The organism is Mucilaginibacter flavus, assembly GCF_030409315.1.
Taxonomy (GTDB): domain Bacteria; phylum Bacteroidota; class Bacteroidia; order Sphingobacteriales; family Sphingobacteriaceae; genus Mucilaginibacter; species Mucilaginibacter flavus.
Genome location: NZ_JAUFPS010000005.1, coordinates 72,575 through 95,385, shown reverse-complemented (window position 1 = coordinate 95,385; position 22,811 = coordinate 72,575). Strand labels below are relative to the sequence as shown.

Below are 22,811 nucleotides of genomic sequence, written 5' to 3'. Positions count from 1 at the left end.
CACAAGGTAGAAATAGCATCAAGGAATAACAATAGTTAACTTTTATTTTTTCAAAAAGTATTTTATATTGATTTATTTAATTAAATCAATATAAAATTATGTAAATATATAATTTAAAGATATATAAATTTTTATAAAATAGACCAAAGTTCAAAACGGTATTCGGTACATATTTTATGCATGCATAGTAAGTTGCTGATTTTCTTCCTGAAATGGGGTTGCTTGCAGAAAAAGTTGCAAAAAACGGGATGGTGAGAATCCTATTTTTTTGCTGAGAACCAGGTTGTCACAAATGCGGGTAAGACCAACTGTTTGCCTTACCTGTTGTTAATTTAAGGGAAACTTTGTAACTGAGCGGAAAAACACAACGGTTAGCTTTGTTTATTTAGCTTTTCTGCCAAATTATAGTAGTTGAGTTAATTTTATTAATTGGTAATTGATGTAGATGTATTATGACAACGGTAAAACCCATCCTTCGCGTTTTTGATTATAATAAAGCCATTGAATTTTACATACACTGGCTTGGTTTTAAAATAGATTGGAAACACCAGCCAGATGAGGCCCCGCTGTATATGCAGGTATCATTGCGCGATGTGATACTTCACCTGTCAGAACATCATGGCGACTCAAGTCCCGGAGCGCATATATTGATAGGGGAGTTTACCGGCTTAAGGGCCTACCATCAGAATCTGTTAGCCAAACAGTACAAATATAACCGACCAGGTTTAGAGGTGCCGGAATGGAACCCAAATGAAATAAACGTTACTGTACATGATCCCTTTGGAAACAGGTTGACTTTTACAGAGGAAGTGATTGAGGATGAAAAAACAAAGGAATAAGCGGCTTTGTCAATATTGATAAATGGAACTTAGCCGTTTCTTAAATTCTTCTAAAGTTATTATACGGTTCGCTTTAAAATCAGCTTGCCCTTTTGCGATGGCATTGAGAATATGAAGGGATAATGTTTCTTTATTTAAGTGTTCGTAAGACGTTTTGTGAACAACGGGATCTGTAATTTTTGGTTTCTTATTTCTTGTTTTTCTTCATGTGTTATTCAAAAATGTTAACGACTATTTTATTTTTTTTATCAGGCCGTAACAGGTTTTCTTTATCGAACAATCATATTTTCCATCTCCGGCAGCTCCGGTAACATTGCCGTTATCGTCGTATTGGGTAACTATTACTGAATCGGATATATCGATATTCTGAGTGTAACAAGGACCATTAACCCGAATGGTATCCGTGTTGTTAACAATTATTATAGTATTCGCATGTGTATGAGAAAATCCACAATAGCCTTTTGTATGCAATAAAACTATGCCTTTGATGGGTTTGGTTAATGTAAAGTACTTCCATTCACTTTCACACTTGCCAAGTGCAGAGGCCATTTTAGTAATTCTATGGCGTTCTGAACAGCTAAAGTTTAATAAAGCAATTATAGTTACTAAAAGGGCTTTTCGCATAGCTAAATATAAGTCTATATAAACAAAAAAACACCACCCGAAAACGGATGGTGTTTTTTATGTTGTTCCACACCTTTCAGTGGACCGGGCATCTATCAAACTTTGATTTCAACCTCAACGCCGCTTGGCAACTCCAATTTCATTAGGGCATCTACAGTTTTTGAGTTAGAGCTGTAAATATCTAATAAACGTTTGTATGAGCAAAGTTGGAATTGCTCACGTGCCTTTTTGTTTACGTGTGGTGAACGTAATACGGTGAAAATTTTCTTTTCGGTTGGTAACGGAAGTGGTCCGCTAACTACAGCGCCTGTTGGCTTTACTGTTTTTACGATTTTCTCAGCAGATTTATCTACCAGGTTGTAATCGTAAGATTTTAATTTGATCCTGATTCTTTGGCTCATTTTGTTTGTTAATTTGATTACCCTAAGAGCTATTTATTAGGGCAATTGATTGTTTATCTGTTAGTTGATTAGGTTGATTGAGTTAGATTAAGTTGATTAGGTTTTTAAAACTCAATCAACCACTCACTCAATCAACCATTCAACTTAAATTATGCGTTTGCAGCAGCTCTTTTGCCTCTTGCTTTGGCTACTACTTCTTCCTGTACGTTACGTGGTGCTTCAGCATAGTGATCAAACTCCATGGTTGAAGTAGCACGGCCAGATGTGATAGTACGTAACTGGGTTACATAACCAAACATTTCTGAAAGTGGTACAGTTGCTTTAATAACCTGTGCACCTGCGCGTGAATCCATACCTAACAGCTGGCCACGACGACGGTTCATGTCACCGATTACATCACCCATGTTTTCTTCTGGGGTAAGGATCTCGATTTTCATGATCGGCTCTAACAATACTGGTTTACATTTTGGTAATGCCTCACGGTAAGCCATCTTAGCAGCTAACTCGAAAGATAGCGCGTCTGAATCGACCGCGTGGAATGAACCGTCAATTAACCTAACTTTTAAGCTGGTTAAAGGATAGCCTGCCAATACACCATTGTCCATTGAAGCTTTGAAGCCTTTTTCAACAGATGGAATAAACTCACGTGGGATTGAACCACCGCTGATTTCATTCACAAACTGTAAGCCTTCCTGGCCTTCATCGTTTGGTGAAAGTATAACCTGGATATCGGCAAATTTACCACGACCACCAGTTTGTTTTTTATAAGTTTCGCGGTGCTGTACAGTACCGGTGATTGACTCTTTGTAAGCTACTTGTGGCGCACCCTGGTTAACCTCTACTTTAAACTCACGTTTTAAGCGGTCCATGATGATATCTAAGTGAAGCTCGCCCATACCGCTAATTACGGTTTGACCGGTTTCTTCGTCAGATTTTACGTGGAAGGTAGGATCTTCTTCAGATAATTTACCTAAAGCAATACCTAATTTATCAACGTCGGCCTGAGTTTTAGGCTCAATAGCTAAACCGATAACCGGGTCAGGGAAATTCATTGACTCCAGGATGATCGGGTGTTTCTCGTCGCAAAGGGTATCACCGGTTTTGATATCTTTAAAGCCTACTACCGCAGCAATATCACCTGCACCTACGTTAGGGATTGGGTTTTGCTTGTTAGCATGCATCTGGAAGATACGGGAGATACGCTCTTTGTTATCAGAACGCATGTTATGCACATATGAGCCAGCCTCAAGGTTACCTGAGTATACGCGGATAAAGCACAAACGACCTACGAAAGGATCTGTCGCGATTTTAAACGCTAATGCTGCAAATGGTTCTTTTTCAGATGGTCTGCGTAAAATTTCTTCGCCGGTGTCTGGGTTGGTACCAATGATACCTTCAACATCCATAGGTGAAGGTAGCAATTCCATCACGTAATCAAGCATGGTTTGTACACCTTTGTTTTTGAAAGATGAACCACATACCATAGGAACAATTTTAGCATCTAAAACGGCTTTACGTAAAGCGTCAAGTACTTCACGCTCGGTAATAGTTTCAGGTGCGTCAAAGAATTTCTCCATCAGGCTTTCGTCATACTCAGCTACTGATTCAAGTAATTTCTCTCTCCACTCGGTTGCTTCTTCCAACATATCCTCCGGGATAGGCACTTCAGTAAAGGTCATACCTTTATCATGCTCATTCCAAACAACACCTCTCCAGTTAATTAAGTCAACAACACCCTGAAATTTCTCTTCAGAACCGATAGGTAATTGAAGAGGCACAGCGTTGCTGCCTAACATGCTTTTTACCTGTTTTACAACATTTAAAAAGTCGGCACCAGAACGGTCCATTTTGTTAACGAAACCAATACGGGCAACGTTGTAGTTGTTGGCAAGGCGCCAGTTAGTTTCTGATTGAGGCTCAACACCATCAACAGCGCTAAAAAGGAACACCAAACCATCTAATACACGCAGTGAGCGGTTTACTTCTACAGTAAAATCCACGTGACCCGGGGTATCAATAATGTTGATATGGTATTTTTGACCTCTGTAGTTCCAGTTAACTGTTGTAGCAGCAGATGTAATGGTAATACCACGTTCCTGCTCTTGTGCCATCCAGTCCATGGTAGCTGCACCTTCGTGTACCTCACCAATTTTGTGGCTTACACCAGCATAGTAAAGGATACGTTCGGTAGTAGTGGTTTTACCGGCATCAATGTGAGCGGCAATACCTATATTTCTTGTAAATCTTAGATCTCTTGACATATTAATTATTGAGTTATTGAATTAGTGAATTAGTGAGTGAAAAAATAAATTACTTTAATGGTTTCAAATCACTGATCCTGTTATTCAGTAATTTTTATTAATGAACTTGCAAAGTTGTGAATTACTGATTAGCCTAATGTTACTAAATCAATAATTCACTAACTCACTAATTCAATAATTAGAATCTAAAGTGTGAGAACGCTTTGTTGGCTTCAGCCATTTTATGCGTATCTTCTTTCTTTTTCACTGCTGCACCTTCACCTTTAGCTGCTGAGATGATTTCGCCGGCTAATTTCTCCATCATGGTTTTTTCACCACGACGACGGGCATAGCTGATTAACCATTTCATACCTAAAGCGATTTTACGCTCCGGACGAACTTCGGTTGGTACCTGGAAGTTAGCACCACCTACACGGCGGCTTTTAACTTCTACAGCTGGCATAACATTGTTTAAAGCCTTTTTCCAGGTTTCTAAACCGCTTTCGCTGGTTTTCTTTTCAACAATATCAACTGCGTTATAAAATATAGCGTACGCGGTAGATTTTTTACCATCATACATCATGTTATTTACAAACCTTGTAACCATGGTATCATTGAACCGTGGATCAGGAAGGATAATTCTCTTTTTTGGTTTTGACTTTCTCATTGCTTTCTATCCTCCTTAATTATTTTTTCTTCTTAGCTGGTGCGCCTTTGGTAGGTGCAGCTGCCTGACCTGGTTTAGGACGTTTTGTTCCGTATTTAGAACGACGTTGGTTACGACCGGCAACACCTGATGTATCTAACGCGCCACGGATGATGTGGTAACGTACACCTGGTAAATCCTTAACACGACCACCGCGGATCAAAACGATAGAGTGCTCCTGTAAGTTGTGACCTTCACCCGGGATGTAAGCATTTACTTCTTTACCGTTGGTTAAGCGCACACGGGCAACTTTACGCATTGCTGAGTTTGGTTTTTTAGGGGTAGTGGTATACACGCGTGTGCATACGCCTCTTCGCTGTGGACAGCTGTCCAACGCTGGTGACTTACTCTTGTCAACCAGAGCTACTCTACCTTTTCTAACTAATTGCTGAATAGTAGGCATTTTTTCCTTTTTGTATTTACAGTTTTATCCTTATTTTAAGGACTGCAAAGGTAGGTACTATTTTTTGATTTTCAAGGGCTTGCGTAAAAAAGTTTTTGTAATTGGCTGATATGGCGGCAATAGAGCAGCATTGAGGCTGTAAATGAAGGTTTTTAAGGCATTTTTTTAGACTAATAGCTTGCTTTTATTGCGATGGGATTTATTGAGTTTTAACCTCCATTGTAGGGCCATGCCTTGGGGTTTGGCACCTACGGACAAAAAATATTAAGGATGGGTCGCTACAAAGCTTTTGTTTCAATGGGACAGGGACACGTAAGAGAAGAATATCTAAAAAAGTATTAATCCGATGCTACACTACTGGTGGTGGTAGTAAAACAACATCAATATTGCTTCGGGGCGCGCCATAAAACATTTCTCCTCTAAAAAAACGTACCTGCTGATAATCAAAGGAATTGTCAAATAGGGCATTGTGAATGCTGCATTCGTGTAAATCGCTGTAAGGTGTTTGCAAATCTTTTACCGTGTATAAAGATGCCCTTATCGGTACAAATTTATATTCAACAAAATGTGCTGCTATTGCGGTATGTATATTTTTAAAGCTACTTTCAAATTCGCTGTAAGGCGATTCTGTGATCACATTTATGGCATGATATCCATTTAACGAAGGTTTTTCCTTTTCTTTTATATATGTTTCGTCCACTCCATAAATGGTAAAAAAGTGTGCTACCTGGCTAACTGAAAACACAATCTTCTTTACCCTACAGAGCGCATCGTCATTATATCGCTCCAAAATTAGTTCTCCACTAAAACTGGGATTAGTAAGATAGCTGATATTGTGAATCTTTTTTTTAGTTCCGAATTTGATTTTTTTTAAAAACTCTTTCCATGGTTTATTAAACTTTGCATTATGGAAGCCATTTTCTTCGAAAACTTTCATTACACTTTTTATACCTAAGTGCTCTTTATATTCATTGGTCTCTCTTGCCAGGCCAATTGGATAAAGTTGTTTAATTGTTTCGCCAATCTCACCATATAAATTATTGAAATGATTATCTAAGGGGAAGTAGGGATTCATTAAATCATGCATTTAAATTCAGAACAAGATACGGTTTTAACCCAAATGAAATCCGTGTCTATATCTTCACCACCACCCCAACCTGCAAATAAAATATCCCGTTATTGCTATTTACCATGGTTGATGTGATTTGCGCGGGCAGCTTATTCCTCGCGATGGCATAAGTAGGCGTCACGCTGAAAATGAAGATACCTGTTTTGTATTCGATGGGCATAGATAGTTCATAATCCAGCAAGGTGAATTGGCTTAGCTTCGCGGCGTTTGCCGCCAACAGTGCTTTTGCCCTGGCTTCTTTGGCCTGGCCTTTTTGAGTTACTTTATATTTTTTTACAGAGAAGTAGGCGTCGTAAAAGTTTTGTGTGCCCGCGTTTACGGTCGCGGTAGGGGTAAAGGTGAGTTCGTCGCCGTCACCAAATACATCTTCAATTGTAAAATCGTGGTTAATACCGGCGTTGAGCAATACATCATTACCAAAACCTTGTTTAATAATATTGTAGTCTACACTGATAGATGGGGTAATGATATCGCCGATGTTATAATCTAAATTGGCGTTAAAGGAATGGCTGATAGCCGAACCGATCTGCGTGCTTGATGAGCTGTAGAACAATTTGGTATAAGATACTCCTCCACTTAAGTTATCGCCGATTTCAAAATCATAACCTAAACCCAGGCTGCCACCATCAACATGATGCTTTTTGCGGTTGGGAACGTACTCTAAATTGCCGGTAATGTAAATGCCGGGGGCAAAGGTGTATTTTATTTCGGGTTCAAGTAGTGATGTTCTTACCGTATCGGCCCGGCCCAGTAGTACCGCATTGCTCAAATAATTAAGGCCAATCTTTAGTCCCGATTTTTTCTCGCCTTTATCGCCAATGGTATCAACCGAAGCCGTTTGTGCAAAAGCAATGTGGGCAGTAAGAATAAATAATAGGGTGAAAAGTGTTAAGTAAAGATTTTTCTTCATAAAAAGGTTTAATCCGCACGCAATTAGCCAGGATTTACCTGTTACGTAGCAATGGGGTAAAGTGTTGAGCATTAAATAAATTAGTGCCGCTAAGTTAGTTGCTCATAGCAACTATTTGATGAAGCTTTGGTGAAGATATAGGGTTAGATTTGGTGGGGAGCATAATCTATAAAACAAACAGAGCGATGATAAAATCACCGCCCTGCTAACAATCACTCAACAACAATCTTTATATTAAATATTAATAATGGTTATAGCCATCGTGGTCGTGTCCACGATCGTCATGATAACCATCATAATATCCGTGGTGGTACCCATCATGGTGGTATCCACGGCCATATCCGTCACGTACTACACAACCCGAGGTTACTGATAATACAACTGCTGATATTAATAGTGCAAATGCAACAAATCTCTTTTTCATGGTGTATAATTTTAATGTACCGGCTTTTAAACCAAATACACATATAGGACTATTATATATTGAAAAGGATTAATTTGTTGGTTGATTAAGTTGATTGGGTTGGAATGGGTTGATTAGGTTGGGTTAAGTTTTATTATCTTGCCGGTAAAATAGTACAGTTCCCGGTTCTCCGGGAGAGCCTTATACCAGTTAACCATGAAACGCCTCTTTGCTAATTTAAATTTCCAGGTACTTATCGCCATCATATTGGGGCTCATTGTTGGGTTATACTTTAAAGGTATTGGTCCAACGGCCGAGGTGATTAGCAAAACATTTATCAGTTTAATTACCATGCTGATAGCGCCTATCATATTTTTTACCATTGTGCTGGGCATAGCCGGCATGAGCGATATGAAAAAGGTGGGCAGGGTAGGTGGCAAGGCGTTGCTTTATTTTGAGATTGTGACCTCTTTTGCTCTTATTATAGGTATTACCGTAGCCAACATCGTTAAACCCGGCGATAGCTTTACCGGTCACGCGGCCGTAGATACCAGCGGTAAACTGGCTACCTATCAAAAAGCAGCTGCCGAAATGCATTGGGGCGATTTTATTACTCACATAGTACCAACTAACGCCTTTGATGCTTTTGCCAAAGGCGATATTTTGCAGGTGCTGTTTTTCGCGGTGTTGTTTGGCTTTGGGCTGAGCCGCATGGGCGATACCGGCCAGGTGGTAATTAACCTGTTTGATAAAATAGCCAAGGTGTTTTTTAACATCATGAAAATAGTGATGAAGGTTGCCCCAATCGGCGCTTTCGGTGGGATGGCTTTTACCATCAGTAAATATGGCGTGGCCACCCTCAAACCTTTGGGCATGCTGTTAGGATCGGTTTATTTAACTATGGCCCTGTTCATTTTCGTGGTGCTTAATATCATTTGTTACCTGTACAAATTTAGCCTGTGGCAGTACCTGAAATTTATCCGGCAGGAAATTTTGATTGTGCTGGGTACGTCGTCATCCGAGTCGGCATTGCCTGCGATGATGGAAAAGATGGAAAAATTTGGTTGCTCGCGTTCGGTAGTGGGCCTGGTGATTCCGGCCGGGTATTCATTTAACCTGGATGGTACTACTATATATCTATCTATGTCGGTGATATTTTTGGCGCAGGTTTTTAAGGTGCCCTTATCTTTAGAGCGGCAATTGGTTATTATCGGTATCCTGATGATTACATCTAAAGGTGCGGCGGGCGTAACGGGAAGCGGCTTTATTGTACTCACCAGCACACTTACCGCACTTAAGGTTATCCCGATTGAAGGGCTGGCCATTTTGTTTGGGGTAGATAGGTTTATGTCAGAAGCGCGGGCCATTACCAACGTAATAGGCAATGGGGTAGCTACCATTGTAATAGCGAAGAGTGAGGGGGAGTTTGCCCCCCGGCCCCTTGAAGGCGAAGTTTTTTGATTGGGGGATAATAGGCCCCTGCTTAGCGCTCAATTTCATTTCATTCCAATAGCTAAACAGTGAAATTAAGTTTAGCAAAATGCTAAAACGATTTCCTTTCTATTCGATTGTCTTGATATAATAATGCCTGCGCTTATTGCAAATTCAAAAACCTTTACTTATCATTGTGTCAATAAAACACATAGCTGTTTTGTCTCTCATAAACCAATAATACCGTTAATCAATTTTACAAGCCGGAGCTAAACTGTTTAGCCCGGGAATTTTAAATGATATGAAAAAGATATTTCTTTCCATTTTAATGGCAGGTATAGGTTCGCAATCGATTGCGCAAACTGCAACCTGGGTTTCCAGTACTCAAACGGATCATTGGACAAGCAACAGTGTTAAAAGTATAACGGTTAAAAGCCCTGCCGCGGATGTTGAAATTTTAACCGCCAGCCCTAAACAAACCATTATCGGTTTCGGTGGCTGCTTTAATGAGCTGGGTTATACTTCCCTACAATTGCTCAGTAGCACAGATAGGGAAAGCATTATGCAGGAACTTTTTGCTCCTGGCGTAGGAGCAAACTTTAATATATGCCGGATGCCTGTGGGGGCAAATGACTTTTCGCTTAACTGGTACTCTTATGATGAAACCGATGGCGATTTTGGGTTGAAGGATTTTAGTATAGCCCATGATATGAACACCCTGGTACCTTTTATTAAAGACGCGCAGAAGTATAACCCCAAGCTACAGCTGTGGGCATCTCCCTGGAGCCCGCCGCAATGGCTAAAAAAGAACAAGCATTACGCGGCTGCCATGATCCCCACAAAAGAAATGATAGCCCAATATGAGGCCGGTGGCCATAAACTGGTCGGGATGGATTTTTCGCACGCCGAAAACGGCTTACAGCCTAACCAGGTTGGTAAAGAAGGTACAGATATGTTTATACAGGATGAACAGCATTTTAAAACCTATGCCCAATACTTTGGTAAATTCATTGATGCTTACAAGCAGCAAGGCATTAAAATAGGGATGGTAATGCCGCAAAACGAATTTAATTCGGCCCAGGTTTTTCCAAGCTGCACCTGGACGGCGCACAGCCTGGCCAATTTTGTAAGCTACCTTGGGCCCGAAATGCAGCAGCGCGGTGTAAACGTATTTTTTGGCACGGTTGAGCGTGCCAATGAAAAACTAACGGATACCCTGCTCACTATCCCCGCGAGTGCCAAATATATAAAAGGTGTAGGCTTTCAATGGGCGGGAAAGGGCGCTATAGCCGGTATTCACCAGCGTTACCCCAACCTTACCCTTTACCAAAGCGAACAGGAATGCGGCGACGGCCAAAACGACTGGAAGTACTGTCGCTATACCTGGGATTTAATGAAACACTATTTTAACAGCGGAGCCAACGCTTATATGTATTGGAACATATCGCTCAAAGAGGGCGGCATCAGCCATTGGGGCTGGAGCCAAAACTCGCTGGTGAGTGTTGATACCACCGCGCATACCTACAAGTTTAATTATGAATATTACCTGCTAAAGCACCTGAGTCATTTTGTGAAGCCGGGTGCCAAACTATTAGCCACCAGCGGTAGCTTTAATAATTTACTGGCTTTTAAAAATCCCGATAATAGCGTTGTGGTAGTGATACAAAACGATGGTGAGGCCGATAAAACAGTAGCCATTAAATTGGGTAATAAAGTAATCAATCCGGTTTTAAAAGCCGATTCGTTTAATACCTTTTTGCTGGCCGCGGGGAAATAAGTTTGCGATGGGAAGTTAAAGGTTTAATGCCGATTTAATATCGAACACCGAACGCCCAATATTGAATAATGAAGTAAAACCTTCGGTGTTGGATATTCAAAATTCAGTATTCGATATTATTCGACCTTGTTTGGATCAACAAGGCACTAATCCCCCTGAAAGCAAAAATACTTCAACGTCACTTTTATGTTAACTAATTAAATTATTGCGGTATTAAAAGCTTTAGGGGTTTGACATTCGGACAAAAACTTTAGCTTTGCCGTACTAAAACGAAAAAAACCAATGAGCGTTCTCGTAAATAAAGATTCAAAAGTTATTGTACAGGGTTTCACCGGTAAAGAAGGCAGCTACCATGCCGAACAAATGATTGCTTATGGTACTCAGCTGGTTGGTGGTGTTACACCAGGTAAGGGTGGTCAGCAACATTTAGATCGTCCGGTGTTTAATACCGTTAAAGACGCGGTTGACCAAACCGGTGCCGATGTATCTATCATTTTTGTACCTCCCGCTTTTGGCGCCGATGCCATTATGGAAGCTGCAGAAGCCGGCATTAAAGTTATTGTTTGTATCACCGAAGGTATCCCAACAAAGGATATGATTGCGGTAAAAGAATATTTAACCGATAAAGACGCGCGCCTTATTGGTCCTAACTGCCCGGGCATTATTACTGCCGACGAAAGTAAAATTGGTATTATGCCAGGCTTTATCTTCAAAAAAGGTAATGTGGGTGTAGTTTCAAAATCGGGTACTTTAACTTACGAAGCGGTTGACCAGGTTGTTAAAGCCGGTTTAGGTATTACCACCGCTATTGGTATTGGTGGCGACCCGATTATTGGTACCCCAACCAAAGAAGCCGTTGAATTATTAATGAACGATCCGGACACACACGGTATCATCATGATTGGTGAAATTGGTGGTGGTATGGAAGCTGATGCTGCCCGTTGGATTAAAGAATTTGGTACTAAACCAGTAGTAGGCTTTATTGCCGGCCAAACAGCGCCTCCGGGTCGCCGTATGGGCCACGCGGGCGCTATTGTTGGTGGTGCCGATGATACAGCTGCTGCCAAAATGAAAATTATGGCCGAGTGCGGTATTCGCGTAGTTGAATCTCCGGCCGAAATTGGCGCTGCCATGGCAGAGGAATTGGCTAAATTAGCTTAATACTTTTGAGGCGAAAGCTGAAAGGTTAAAGGCGAAAGGTTCGCAAATGATATATTAAAATCCCGGTCATTTTTTGGCCGGGATTTTTTTGTGGTGATATTTTGAGTTAATTTACCGGCAACCATTTCACAGGGTATGAAACAAGCTAACGCGTATGTTTATAAGGGTAAATCAGTTATAGCCGAACTTGTTTTGGCGGGGATGATGGTTGGGCTGATACTTTTTGCATTGATAAAAATGTATATGTCGCCCCTGGCCTTGTTTTTTGTAATAACGCTACCTGCAGTGCTTTTATACTTTCAAATGTATGTTGTACTAATAACCAGGCAATTTAACAGGTATGATAATAGCAAGCGAATAACAATCAGCGAGGACAGAACTACGCTCACTTACATTCATCAAAACGTCACCATTACTATTAACAGGGGGAGTATTGCTAAGGTTGAAATATACGAGCAAAAGGACTTAGGCAAGTTTGGCAATTACACCTATATGGTTATTTACACTAATACCGCCGAACAAATATTGATAACCAAATTTACCGTACCCTTGCTGGCTAATGATAGAATTATGCAGGTATTTTTGAGCAGAGTGCCGAGGATTTATTTCAAAAAACAATTTAATTTTATTGATAGAAAAAAGTTTCCGCTACCCTGAACTCCCAACCTACATTTTCCTTATTTTAGGAACATCAGCATTAAAACATCGCCATGATCAAAAAAAATCTGCTTTGGTTATTTCTACTTTCCTGCGGCGCAGCAGCCTCGGCCCAAACTTATAAGCCGGCCACCTTTACTGATCCCGACAGGTTAAAAAAGATTGAAGCTACCTATCCTATCATCGACCAGATTTATAAAAAATACGCCGAAGATAATCACTGGCCGGGCGTAGCTTACGGAATTATTGTTGATGGCAAGCTGGTGCATACCGGTAATCTCGGCTATACGGATGTGCCCAATAAAATCCCGGTTACTTCAAAATCAGATTTCCGGATAGCTTCCATGACTAAAAGCCTAACGGCCATGGCTATATTAAAACTCAGGGACGAGGGTAAATTAAAACTGGATGATCCGGCTTACCTATACATTCCCGAAATCAAGAATACCAAATATCTTACTAAAGATGCCACGCCTGTTACGGTACGCAACCTGCTTACCCACTGTGCCGGCTATCCGGAGGATAATCCCTGGGGCGACAGGCAACTGGCCGTGAGCGATGATGAGTTGGTAGCGTTGTATAAAAAAGGTGTTTCGTTTTCCAATAACCCCGGGCAGGGTTATGAGTACAGCAACCTGGGTTTTGCCACGCTGGGTTATATCATTAAAAAGGTATCGGGCAAAACCTATGAAAATTACATTACCGATAATATCCTGAAGCCCCTGGGCATGACGCACACTTACTGGGAGTATACCAAAGTGCCCAAAGATCAACTGGCCCTGGGCTACCGCTGGCTTGATGATAAATGGGTTGAGCAACCTTTACTGCACGATGGTGCTTACGGTGCCATGGGCGGGCTGATTACCTCTATTGAGGATTTCAGCATTTACATGTCATTACACCTGGATGCCTGGCCACCGCGCGATGATGCCGAAACCGGGCCGGTTAAGCGCAGCTCCATCCGCGAAATGCAATACCCATGGGATGTAAATTATTTAACGGCCAATGCCAAAACTACTACCGGCAGGCCTTGCCCCAATGTAAGCGCTTACGCTTATGGCCTGCGCTGGGCAAAGGATTGCGATAACCGGGTTTACATTGGCCACACCGGCGGCTTGCCCGGTTTTGGTAGTCAATGGAATATAATGCCCGACTATGGCATCGGTGTAGTATCATTTGCTAACCTAACCTATGCCCGTGCCGGTTACCCTAATACCCAGGTACTGGATACCATTATGGCGCTCACCAATATTAAACCCCGCCAGTTACCTGCCTCGCTAATATTAGAGCAACGCAAAAACGACCTGCTGAAAGTTATTGCCGACTGGAGCAAGGCCAAGGAAAGTGGCATTTTCGCCGATAACTTTTTTATGGACTACTTCCCCGAAAAGCTAAAACTTGCCACCGCCGAAGCCTTTACCAAAGCAGGTAAAATGGTAAGCGTGAGCGATGTAAAATCGGAGAACCAATTGCGGGGCTATTTTATTATTAAATGTGAGAACGCCAACATCAAAGTAAGCTTTACACTAACGCCCGAGCATGAGCCGATGATACAGGAATATCATTTGGATGTGGTAACCCCTTAAAAGCATTTGGATTATACTGCCCAAAGGCTTTACTTTATAAAACCAATTATCTGCCATGAAAAAGATATGCTTTTGCGCGCTCCTCTTGGTTGCACTAACATCAGCAACCATCTTTACTTACGCGCAAGCTGGTGCCCCTGTTATAAAAGCAGATGAAATATTGAAAAGCGACGACAGCTTTTACAATTATGTGGGCTTATACTTTTTTAAAATTACGCGAGATATTGTGCCTTATGACGCAGGGTTAAAAGTTATAAGCAAGCAGACGTTTTTTGAAAAGCTTAGCACCGGCAGCTACCTGCCCCTCAAGCTTAGTTCGGCAGATGGTAAATTATACTACCAGTTATGTAAGGTAAACAGCGAGGCCGGAAAAAAACGATTGACTTACATACAAAGCTTTGCCACCATCTTTTTAGATCATTACAACCGGCAAGGCAAACCTTTCCCCACGTTTAGTTTTACCGATATTAACGGTAACAAATATGATAACACCAACACCAAAGGCAAAACCATAGTGCTTAAATGCTGGTATATAGGCTGCGGTCGCTGTGAGGAAGAAATGCCCGAACTAAATGCCATTGTAGCCAAATATAAAGCTCGTAAAGATGTTGTGTTTGTAAGCCTCGCGTTTGATACCAAACCTAAGCTACAGGCGTTTTTAAAACGTAAACAGTTTAATTACCAGGTTGTGGCCGGGCAACGCCCCTTCATCACTCAAACACTTCATATTAACGCGTTCCCCACCCATTTCATCATCAACAAAAACGGAACCATAGTAGCTGTGGTCGACAACCCGGATGAGATTGAATATGCTTTAGAACACAAAGTTTAAGGGGTGTCAAAACCATGTAAACATCCCCCCTAAAAACAATCAAACCTTCTTAATTGTCGTATCTTTATATAGTAAAACAGACTGTTTTCCCATTCAATAATTCAGTCAATCAATAATTCAATAATTAAAAATGGAATACAACAAATTAACGCCCGAAGAAGAATATATCATATTACATAAAGGAACCGAGCGCCCGTTTACCGGGGCGCTGTTAAATAACAAGGCCGAAGGTTTATACGTTTGTAAACGCTGCGATACGCCGCTGTACACTTCCGAATCGAAATTTGAATCTCATTGCGGATGGCCAAGTTTTGACGACGAGATTCCCGGCGCGGTAAAACGGGTGCCCGATGCAGATGGTCGCAGGGTTGAAATTGTATGCGCCAACTGCGGTGCCCACTTGGGTCACGTTTTTGAAGGCGAGTACCTTACTCCCAAAAATACACGTCATTGTGTAAATTCAGTGTCAATGAAATTCGTATCGGCTGCCGACGTAAAATAATTCTTAAACATTACAGGAATATCCCGGGCGATGATAGTCGTTCGGGATATTTTGTTTTTCCACATTTGGTTTTGTGGACTACTTTCAGGGTTCAATTTCGAGATTCTTATTGCCACTTACTTAGGGTATTATGCTATTCGCAATAATTGTCTGTGTTAAGTCAAGTAATTTATAATGTTAAATTATTGTTTTTGGCAAGTTTTTAGACGGTGAATTTCGGGGATCTTTTTTAATTAGCTGTAATCAAGTTCATTAATTTTCAATCTTTTATCTATTTGTAAAAATAAAGCGACAAAGTGTTAATAACTCGGGGCTTTGTTAAAAACTAAGACTAACAGCATACCAACTCAAACCTTAACTTTGTTCTACAAGGTAATAAAAAGGTATTCAACAGACAGCCGGATGCATTCATCATCCAATACTGCAAACACTTAGCTGTCAGAGATTTACATACTAAAAATTGTGATTGGTCGAGCTAATCACAGCAACTTGGAAGCTTTATTTTTTAATAAGGCCGGCTTTGGTGTCTGATGGCGCTACGTAATAATTGTAAGGATAAAAAAACAGGGACCAATGATACAGGACGACGAAATATTACTGAAAGAGAACAAGGACAGGTTTGTGATACTGCCTATTAAGTATCCGGCTATTTGGGAGATGTATAAAAAGGCCGAAGCCAGTTTCTGGACGGCCGAGGAGATCGATCTTTCGGACGATATGAAGCATTGGGAAAACCTTAATTCGGGCGAGAAGCATTTCATTTCGCACATCCTGGCTTTCTTTGCTGCCAGCGATGGCATTGTAAATGAAAATTTAGCCGTGAATTTCATGAGCGAAGTGCAATTGCCAGAGGCCCGTTGCTTTTACGGTTTCCAGATCATGATGGAAAACATCCACTCTGAAACCTACGCCCTGTTAATTGATACCTACATCAAAGATGCCGCCGAAAAGGATCGTCTTTTCCACGCTATTGATACTATACCATGCGTAACCAAAAAAGCGGAGTGGGCACTACGTTGGATAAACAACGGCAACTTTGCCGAGCGTTTGGTGGCTTTTGCGGCTGTTGAAGGTATTTTCTTCTCGGGTAGCTTCTGCTCTATCTTCTGGCTAAAAAAACGCGGCCTGATGCCGGGATTAACGTTCAGCAATGAGCTGATTTCCCGTGACGAGGGTTCACACTGCGAGTTTGCTTGCTTATTATATAAAATGTTAAAAAACAGGTTAAGCGCCGAAGCGGTTACCAAGATCATTACAGACGCGGTTGAAATTGAAAAAGAATTTGTGACTGATGCCTTACCGGTTAACCTGATTGGCATGAACGCCAAAATGATGAGCCAGTACATTGAGTTTGTAGCCGACAGATGGTTAGGCGAGCTTGGCTACGAAAAACACTACGGTGCAAGCAATCCGTTCGACTTTATGGAGATGATCTCTTTACAAGGTAAAACCAACTTTTTTGAAAAACGCGTAGGCGACTATCAGAAAAGCGGTGTGCTGAACAGCACCTCAGAGAGCAAGGCATTTTCTTTAGACGAGGACTTTTAAGAGCGTAGCTCTTAGTAGTAAGTAGCAAGTATCAAGTAGTAAGACCGGAGAACGCGGGGATTGGAAAACTATAGATACGACTACCATAAATAAAAGAAAAAACATCACACCAAGTGGTAATAGAAGGTCTTGATACTTGATACTAACTACTTGATACAAAAAAAGAATTAGTTAACATATATATATCCACGGGTTAGTTTCAGGTTTTGCTGCTTGATACTAACTACTAAATACCAACAAACATGCTTGTAGTAAAAAGAGACGGAAGAAAAGAGTCGGTAAAATTCGACAAGATCACGGCACGTATTGAAAAACTGTGCTATGGATTCCAATTGGTTGATCCAATTGATGTGGCAAAAAAAGTAATTGAAGGGTTGTTTGATGGGGTAACCACATCAGAACTGGATAACCTTGCAGCCGAAACGGCAGCATCCTTAACTACCAAGCATCCGGATTATGCTTTGTTGGCTTCACGTATAGCTGTATCAAACCTGCACAAAAACACCATCAAATCGTTCTCTGAAACCATGCGTTTGCTGCATGAGTACATCGACCCTAAAACAGGTAAAGAAGCCTCGCTTATTGCCGATGACGTTTGGGAAGTGATCCAGAAAAACGCCGAACTTTTAGACAGCAGTATTATTTATGACCGCGATTTTGGTTTTGATTACTTCGGCTTTAAAACCCTCGAAAAATCATACCTTTTAAAAATTAACGGTAAAATAGCCGAGCGCCCTCAGCACCTGTTTATGCGTGTATCTGTTGGTATACACAAAGAGGATATTGAAAGCGCTATCAAAACTTACCACTTAATGAGCGAGCGTTGGTTTACACATGCTACGCCTACATTATTTAATGCAGGTACTCCAAAACCACAAATGTCGTCATGCTTTTTGTTAACCATGAAAGATGATAGCATTGATGGTATTTACGATACTTTAAAACAAACCGCCAAAATTTCGCAAAGCGCAGGTGGTATTGGCCTAAGCATCCACAATGTGCGTGCTACAGGTTCGTACATCAGCGGCACAAACGGTACCAGCAACGGTATTATCCCAATGCTGCGTGTGTTTAATGATACTGCCCGTTATGTTGATCAGGGTGGTGGCAAACGTAAAGGTGCTTTCGCTATTTATTTAGAGCCTTGGCATGCAGATATCTTTGAATTTTTAGATCTGCGTAAAAACCACGGTAAAGAAGAAATGCGTGCCCGCGATTTGTTTTATGCCCTTTGGGTATCTGACTTGTTCATGCAACGCGTTGAAGCTAACGAAGAGTGGAGTTTATTTTGCCCGCACGAAGCACCAGGCCTGGCCGATTGCTTTGGCGAAGAGTTTGTTGAACTATACACCCGTTACGAAAAAGAAGGCCGTGCCCGCCGTGTTATTAAAGCGCAGGAACTTTGGTTTGCTGTGTTAGATGCCCAGGTAGAAACCGGTACACCATACCTGTTGTATAAAGATGCTGCCAACAGCAAATCAAACCAGCAAAATTTAGGTACTATTAAAAGCTCAAACCTTTGTACCGAAATTATGGAGTACACCGATGCAAACGAAGTTGCGGTTTGTAACCTGGCTTCATTAGCATTGCCACGCTACATCATCAATGGCACATTTGACCATAACAAATTATACGATGTTACTTACCAGGCTACTTTAAACCTCAATAAGATCATCGATCATAATTATTACCCGGTTAAAGAGGCCGAGTATTCAAACTTGCGTCATCGCCCTATTGGTTTAGGTGTACAAGGTTTGGCCGATACTTTCATCCAGCTGCGTATGCCGTTTGAAAGCGATGAAGCTAAACAACTGAACAAAGAGATCTTTGAAACCATCTACTTTGCAGCTATGACAGCTTCAAAAGACCTGGCTATTAAAGATGGCGCTTACGAAACCTTCAAAGGTTCGCCATTATCAAAAGGTAAATTCCAGTTTGATTTATGGAATGTATCGCCGGCCAGCACCCGTTGGGATTGGGAAAACCTTCGTTTAGACGTAATGAACCATGGTGTACGTAACTCATTATTAGTTGCGCCAATGCCAACCGCTTCAACTTCGCAAATTTTGGGTAACAATGAGTGTTTTGAGCCATATACCTCAAACATTTACACCCGCCGTGTATTAAGTGGCGAGTTCATTGTAGTAAACAAATACTTACTGCGCGATTTGGTTAACCTTGGCTTATGGACCCCTGCAATGAAAGATAAGATCATCAGCGCGAACGGATCTATCCAGGATATTGCCGAAATACCTGCCGATATCAAAGAACTGTACAAAACAGTTTGGGAAATTAAGATGCGTAACATCATTGATATGGCTGCCGATAGAGGTGCATATGTTTGTCAATCACAATCATTAAACCTGTTCATCAACGCGCCAAACGCTTCAAAATTAACCTCAATGCACTTCTACGCATGGAAAAAAGGCTTAAAAACAGGTATGTATTACCTGCGTACTCAAGCCGCTTCACAAGCTGTTAAGTTCACTGTTGAAAACCAGGGTGGTAAAAATATGGAGCCGGTTATTCCAGACCATGTAGACCAGGTTGTTGACAGCGTACCAGAAGGCCCGAGCTGCTCAATGGAAGAAGGTTGCGTTACCTGTTCAGCATAATAGTCCGAAAGTAAAGAAGTCGGAAAGTCCGAAAGATAAAGAAGGTCGGTAGTTTAATAGCTACCGGCCTTTTACATTATAATGATTTGCAAAGCTTTTATTTGCCGGCAAACTTGTCGACCTTTGGCGAAATCAACTTTCGGACTTTGCGGACTTTCCCGACTTCCGGACTAATAAAAATGCACCCAAAACACGAAATCATCCGTTGCGAACGCTGTGAGGCCCCTTTTGAATGTAAAGCCAATTCATTCACCAAATGCCAGTGCAGTACCGTGCAGCTTACCATAAATGAGGTGCAATACGTGAGCGAGCTTTACGAAGGCTGCCTGTGCGCCAATTGTTTGTTGATTGTTCAGCAGGAATACAGGGTTGGAATGGGGATTGAATAATTTTTTCATTTGACTCACTCTTAATTCGTCTAAATTCTCTGCTTTTAAAACAATTCCCGCCCGTTTATATTAACCTGTAAACATTCTACTTATGACAAAAAAGTTTACAAGAATAGTATTGTTGGCGGCCCTGGTTGCTATGCTGGCAACAAGCTGTGGCACGCCACGTAATTTACCTAACCCAACACCGGCACCCAAAACGGAGTAGGGTATAGACTCAAGCGGGATATCTGTCCGGTGGGATGCTGAAACAAGTTCAGCACGACTTTAAATCGATTTTCCTCAATGTTCAAAACTCCTCGTTGTCTTGCGTTGTTCAAAGTCTCTGACTTCGGACAGCTGAACAGCTGAGAATATTGCTCATTGAAAACCAATCGGCTAAAACAATTCGCGGCTTGCAATTATTATATAATAAAAACATCACCATGAAAAAACGAATTACCGGCATACTGTTGCTTATAGCCACGGTTGCCACATTAACCACCAGCTGCGCGCCACCGCGTAATATGCCACATCCGCCACCGCCGCCAAAACCGGCTGCACCATAAATAAAAACAGCATAAATGAAAAAGGCTTAGCGAATTTTAAATCCCGGTAAGCCTTTTTTAATATCATCTACACATATTGTCCTTAGAGTTGAGCGTCCTTGGTCCAACCTAATCAACTCACTCTAACTTAATCGACCTAATCCAACTCAATCAACCAACTTACAACACATCTCCCCAAATACTTTTATCCTTCAGCATAATTTCGCGCAGCATACCTATCTGGGGCATGCCGTGATCAAGTACTTCGTCGTTGAATTTTTTGAGTGAGTAGTTGGTGCCTTCCTGTTTTTTGTAATCCTCACGTAGTTTCAGAATTTCCAGTTTGCCTATGGTATAAAACAAGTAGCCCGGATCAAAAGTACCGCGCAACGCTTCCTGGCGCGATGGTTTATCGCCCTGGTACCAGTTGGCCATAAAAAATTTGGTGGCATCATCTACATTCATCCCCTGCGTATGGGTTTTGATAGATACGCAAAGGCGGCAAAGTCTTAGTAAAGCATCGCCCGATTGTGCCAGGCGGTATTTGGCAGCTTTCACGCCATCGCCGGTATTGCCGTAACCCGCGTCGGTCATCATTTTTTCGCAGTAATGTGCCCAGCCTTCTACGTAGGCATAGCTACCAAATATCTTTTCAAGGCGGGTTGCCGATGACGCGTTTAAATGTAAAAACTGGGTGTAATGACCAGGGTAAGCTTCGTGGATGCTCACGTTATCGGTAGTATAAAAATCAAACTGTTTTAACCAGTCTTCTTTTTGCTGGGCGGTCCATTTTGGATCGACAGGTGTAATGTAATAATAGGCTTCGGTAGCCTTTGTTTCAAACGGACCAGGCGTATCCATCGAGGCGGTGCCTGTAGCACGGGCATATTGCGGAGTTTCTTCTACCTTAACCCGCACTTCTGATGGCATGGTTACAATGCTTTTGTCAATCAAAAACTGGCGGATCTGTTCCAATGTCTTCTTAGCATCCGGGATCAGGCTTTCTGCAGTGGGATGGTCTTTTTGCAAATCGTGGTATACATCAACCGGTTTTTTGTTGGGGTTGATGATATGAGCGGCAGCGTTAAAAGACCCCTGTTCTTTTTTCAGCTCTGCTAAACCGATCTGCAATACTTTATCCGGCGATAGCTTAATGCCCTCGCTATACAACAGCATTTTCTGATAGTTAGCAGTGCCTATGGCGTATTTGTTGTTGGCTTTGGGTAATTTATCTTTTTGCAGGTAAGCGGCAAAATCTTTAACAGCGGCAATGGCGGCGTCATTTACGGTATTGAACGTTTTCATCAGGGTATCGTTCTTTACATCTTTAAGCGCAACCTTCAGGTCGCCACCTAAAAAGTCTGCAGAGCCTTGCGCTATCTGAATCGCGGTTTCTACATAAGGTTTGGCCAGCGTGTCGTTCAAATTCTTTTTGGCATCGGCCATTAATTGAGGTGCCAGTTTTTCAATAGCGATGATGGATTTTACGCGATCCTCTATCGGCGCGAAGTTTCTTTTGATATAGATGCTCACATCAACAGCACCGGCATAAGTCATGGGATTTTTAGTATAAGTTCCCATGTCCTCAAACGTCCAGATTTCCTGCTTAACTGCCGACCGCAAAATCCTGAAATCATAAAACGTTTTCGGACTAAATGAAGCAGTATCAGCCGCGGTGAGTTTGGTGTCATAATCTTTTAAACGGGCAAGCTCCTTATCTAATGACGCCTTGCTGATATCCGTAACCTTACCATCGTACTGGTGATAGCCTAAGGCAACACCATTGGCCGGTCGCCAGGCCAGGTAGCCGTCAATATACTCATCGGCCAGCTTTTGAAAAGCGGCATCACCAGAAAGTGTACCTGCGTCGTTGGCCGGTTTGGGTTTACAGCTAACAAGGATACAAAGTGGAATAAACAGCAAGGATATTTTTTTCATTTGATTGAGATTGGAAAACCTAAGTTAACAAAATCAAAGTTGAAAATAGCCCGCTATTCAATCAACAAAAATAAAATAAGCTAAAAAAAATAGTCATTGCGCTTCGCTATCATTGGTCATTGTCGCTTCGCTTGTCATTAGTCATTAGTTTTTATTTGAGAATTTTAAAACAACATCAGCCGAATTGCCTTGC

General features: G+C 41.6%; 21 protein-coding genes. 12 read left to right on the top strand and 9 right to left on the bottom strand.

Going from position 1 to position 22,811, the window contains the following annotated elements; translation table 11 throughout:
* Positions 1-452 precede the first annotated feature (452 nt).
* Complete coding sequence (locus QWZ17_RS01325) at positions 453-839, top strand: glyoxalase superfamily protein (RefSeq protein WP_290303040.1); 387 nt, start codon at positions 453-455, stop codon at positions 837-839.
* Positions 840-1,070: 231 nt separating this feature from the next.
* Here QWZ17_RS01325 and QWZ17_RS01320 read toward each other — a convergent pair whose 3' ends face one another.
* The 8 genes from QWZ17_RS01320 to QWZ17_RS01285 form a co-directional block, all read right to left on the bottom strand.
* Positions 1,071-1,463, bottom strand: a complete 393-nt coding sequence (locus tag QWZ17_RS01320) for a hypothetical protein (RefSeq protein ID WP_290303039.1) — start codon at positions 1,461-1,463, stop codon at positions 1,071-1,073.
* Between the two features lie 95 nt (positions 1,464-1,558).
* Positions 1,559-1,864 carry a 30S ribosomal protein S10 gene (gene rpsJ, locus QWZ17_RS01315; RefSeq protein ID WP_022830652.1) on the bottom strand — a complete coding sequence of 102 codons (306 nt, stop codon included), beginning with the start codon at positions 1,862-1,864 and terminating at the stop codon, positions 1,559-1,561.
* Positions 1,865-2,013: 149 nt separating this feature from the next.
* Positions 2,014-4,125, bottom strand: coding sequence for an elongation factor G (fusA, locus tag QWZ17_RS01310; protein ID WP_290303038.1), 2,112 nt, complete (start codon positions 4,123-4,125; stop codon positions 2,014-2,016).
* 178 nt (positions 4,126-4,303) lie between these two features.
* A complete protein-coding gene (gene rpsG, locus QWZ17_RS01305) occupies positions 4,304-4,771 on the bottom strand; it encodes a 30S ribosomal protein S7 (protein WP_091149764.1) in 468 nt (155 codons plus the stop codon).
* A gap of 19 nt (positions 4,772-4,790) precedes the next feature.
* Entirely contained in the window at positions 4,791-5,213 is a 423-nt protein-coding gene (rpsL, locus tag QWZ17_RS01300) for a 30S ribosomal protein S12 (RefSeq protein ID WP_067190071.1), read from the bottom strand.
* Between the two features lie 349 nt (positions 5,214-5,562).
* Positions 5,563-6,288 carry a hypothetical protein gene (locus QWZ17_RS01295; protein ID WP_290303036.1) on the bottom strand — a complete coding sequence of 242 codons (726 nt, stop codon included), beginning with the start codon at positions 6,286-6,288 and terminating at the stop codon, positions 5,563-5,565.
* A gap of 58 nt (positions 6,289-6,346) precedes the next feature.
* On the bottom strand, positions 6,347-7,252 hold the full coding sequence (locus tag QWZ17_RS01290; RefSeq protein ID WP_290303035.1) for a hypothetical protein: 906 nt from the start codon (positions 7,250-7,252) through the stop codon (positions 6,347-6,349).
* A 241-nt stretch (positions 7,253-7,493) separates the two neighbouring features.
* Positions 7,494-7,676, bottom strand: coding sequence for a hypothetical protein (locus QWZ17_RS01285; RefSeq protein ID WP_290303034.1), 183 nt, complete (start codon positions 7,674-7,676; stop codon positions 7,494-7,496).
* A 195-nt stretch (positions 7,677-7,871) separates the two neighbouring features.
* Between QWZ17_RS01285 and dctA the strand changes: the two genes are divergently transcribed.
* From dctA to QWZ17_RS01230, 11 genes are all read left to right on the top strand, one after another.
* Positions 7,872-9,116 (top strand): C4-dicarboxylate transporter DctA, encoded by a 1,245-nt coding sequence (gene dctA / locus QWZ17_RS01280; protein ID WP_290303033.1) that lies wholly within the window; start codon positions 7,872-7,874, stop codon positions 9,114-9,116.
* Positions 9,117-9,387: 271 nt separating this feature from the next.
* A complete protein-coding gene (locus QWZ17_RS01275) occupies positions 9,388-10,863 on the top strand; it encodes a glycoside hydrolase family 30 protein (protein ID WP_290303031.1) in 1,476 nt (491 codons plus the stop codon).
* 282 nt (positions 10,864-11,145) lie between these two features.
* Positions 11,146-12,024 (top strand): succinate--CoA ligase subunit alpha, encoded by an 879-nt coding sequence (sucD, locus tag QWZ17_RS01270; RefSeq protein WP_290303030.1) that lies wholly within the window; start codon positions 11,146-11,148, stop codon positions 12,022-12,024.
* Positions 12,025-12,159: 135 nt separating this feature from the next.
* Complete coding sequence (locus QWZ17_RS01265) at positions 12,160-12,681, top strand: PH domain-containing protein (protein ID WP_290303028.1); 522 nt, start codon at positions 12,160-12,162, stop codon at positions 12,679-12,681.
* Between the two features lie 53 nt (positions 12,682-12,734).
* Positions 12,735-14,267: a serine hydrolase domain-containing protein gene (locus QWZ17_RS01260; RefSeq protein WP_290303027.1), complete on the top strand. Its 1,533-nt coding sequence runs from the start codon at positions 12,735-12,737 to the stop codon at positions 14,265-14,267.
* A 55-nt stretch (positions 14,268-14,322) separates the two neighbouring features.
* Positions 14,323-15,099 carry a TlpA family protein disulfide reductase gene (locus QWZ17_RS01255; protein WP_290303025.1) on the top strand — a complete coding sequence of 259 codons (777 nt, stop codon included), beginning with the start codon at positions 14,323-14,325 and terminating at the stop codon, positions 15,097-15,099.
* Positions 15,100-15,229: 130 nt separating this feature from the next.
* Positions 15,230-15,601 carry a methionine-R-sulfoxide reductase gene (locus QWZ17_RS01250; protein ID WP_290303023.1) on the top strand — a complete coding sequence of 124 codons (372 nt, stop codon included), beginning with the start codon at positions 15,230-15,232 and terminating at the stop codon, positions 15,599-15,601.
* Positions 15,602-16,174: 573 nt separating this feature from the next.
* Positions 16,175-17,149, top strand: a complete 975-nt coding sequence (locus QWZ17_RS01245) for a ribonucleoside-diphosphate reductase small subunit (RefSeq protein WP_290303022.1) — start codon at positions 16,175-16,177, stop codon at positions 17,147-17,149.
* A 242-nt stretch (positions 17,150-17,391) separates the two neighbouring features.
* Positions 17,392-19,764 (top strand): ribonucleoside-diphosphate reductase subunit alpha, encoded by a 2,373-nt coding sequence (locus QWZ17_RS01240; RefSeq protein ID WP_290303021.1) that lies wholly within the window; start codon positions 17,392-17,394, stop codon positions 19,762-19,764.
* 179 nt (positions 19,765-19,943) lie between these two features.
* Positions 19,944-20,153 carry a cysteine-rich CWC family protein gene (locus QWZ17_RS01235; RefSeq protein WP_290303020.1) on the top strand — a complete coding sequence of 70 codons (210 nt, stop codon included), beginning with the start codon at positions 19,944-19,946 and terminating at the stop codon, positions 20,151-20,153.
* 425 nt (positions 20,154-20,578) lie between these two features.
* Positions 20,579-20,701 (top strand): hypothetical protein, encoded by a 123-nt coding sequence (locus tag QWZ17_RS01230; RefSeq protein ID WP_290303019.1) that lies wholly within the window; start codon positions 20,579-20,581, stop codon positions 20,699-20,701.
* A gap of 159 nt (positions 20,702-20,860) precedes the next feature.
* Here QWZ17_RS01230 and QWZ17_RS01225 read toward each other — a convergent pair whose 3' ends face one another.
* Positions 20,861-22,618 carry a DUF885 domain-containing protein gene (locus QWZ17_RS01225; protein ID WP_290303018.1) on the bottom strand — a complete coding sequence of 586 codons (1,758 nt, stop codon included), beginning with the start codon at positions 22,616-22,618 and terminating at the stop codon, positions 20,861-20,863.
* Between the last annotated feature and the right edge of the window lie 193 nt (positions 22,619-22,811).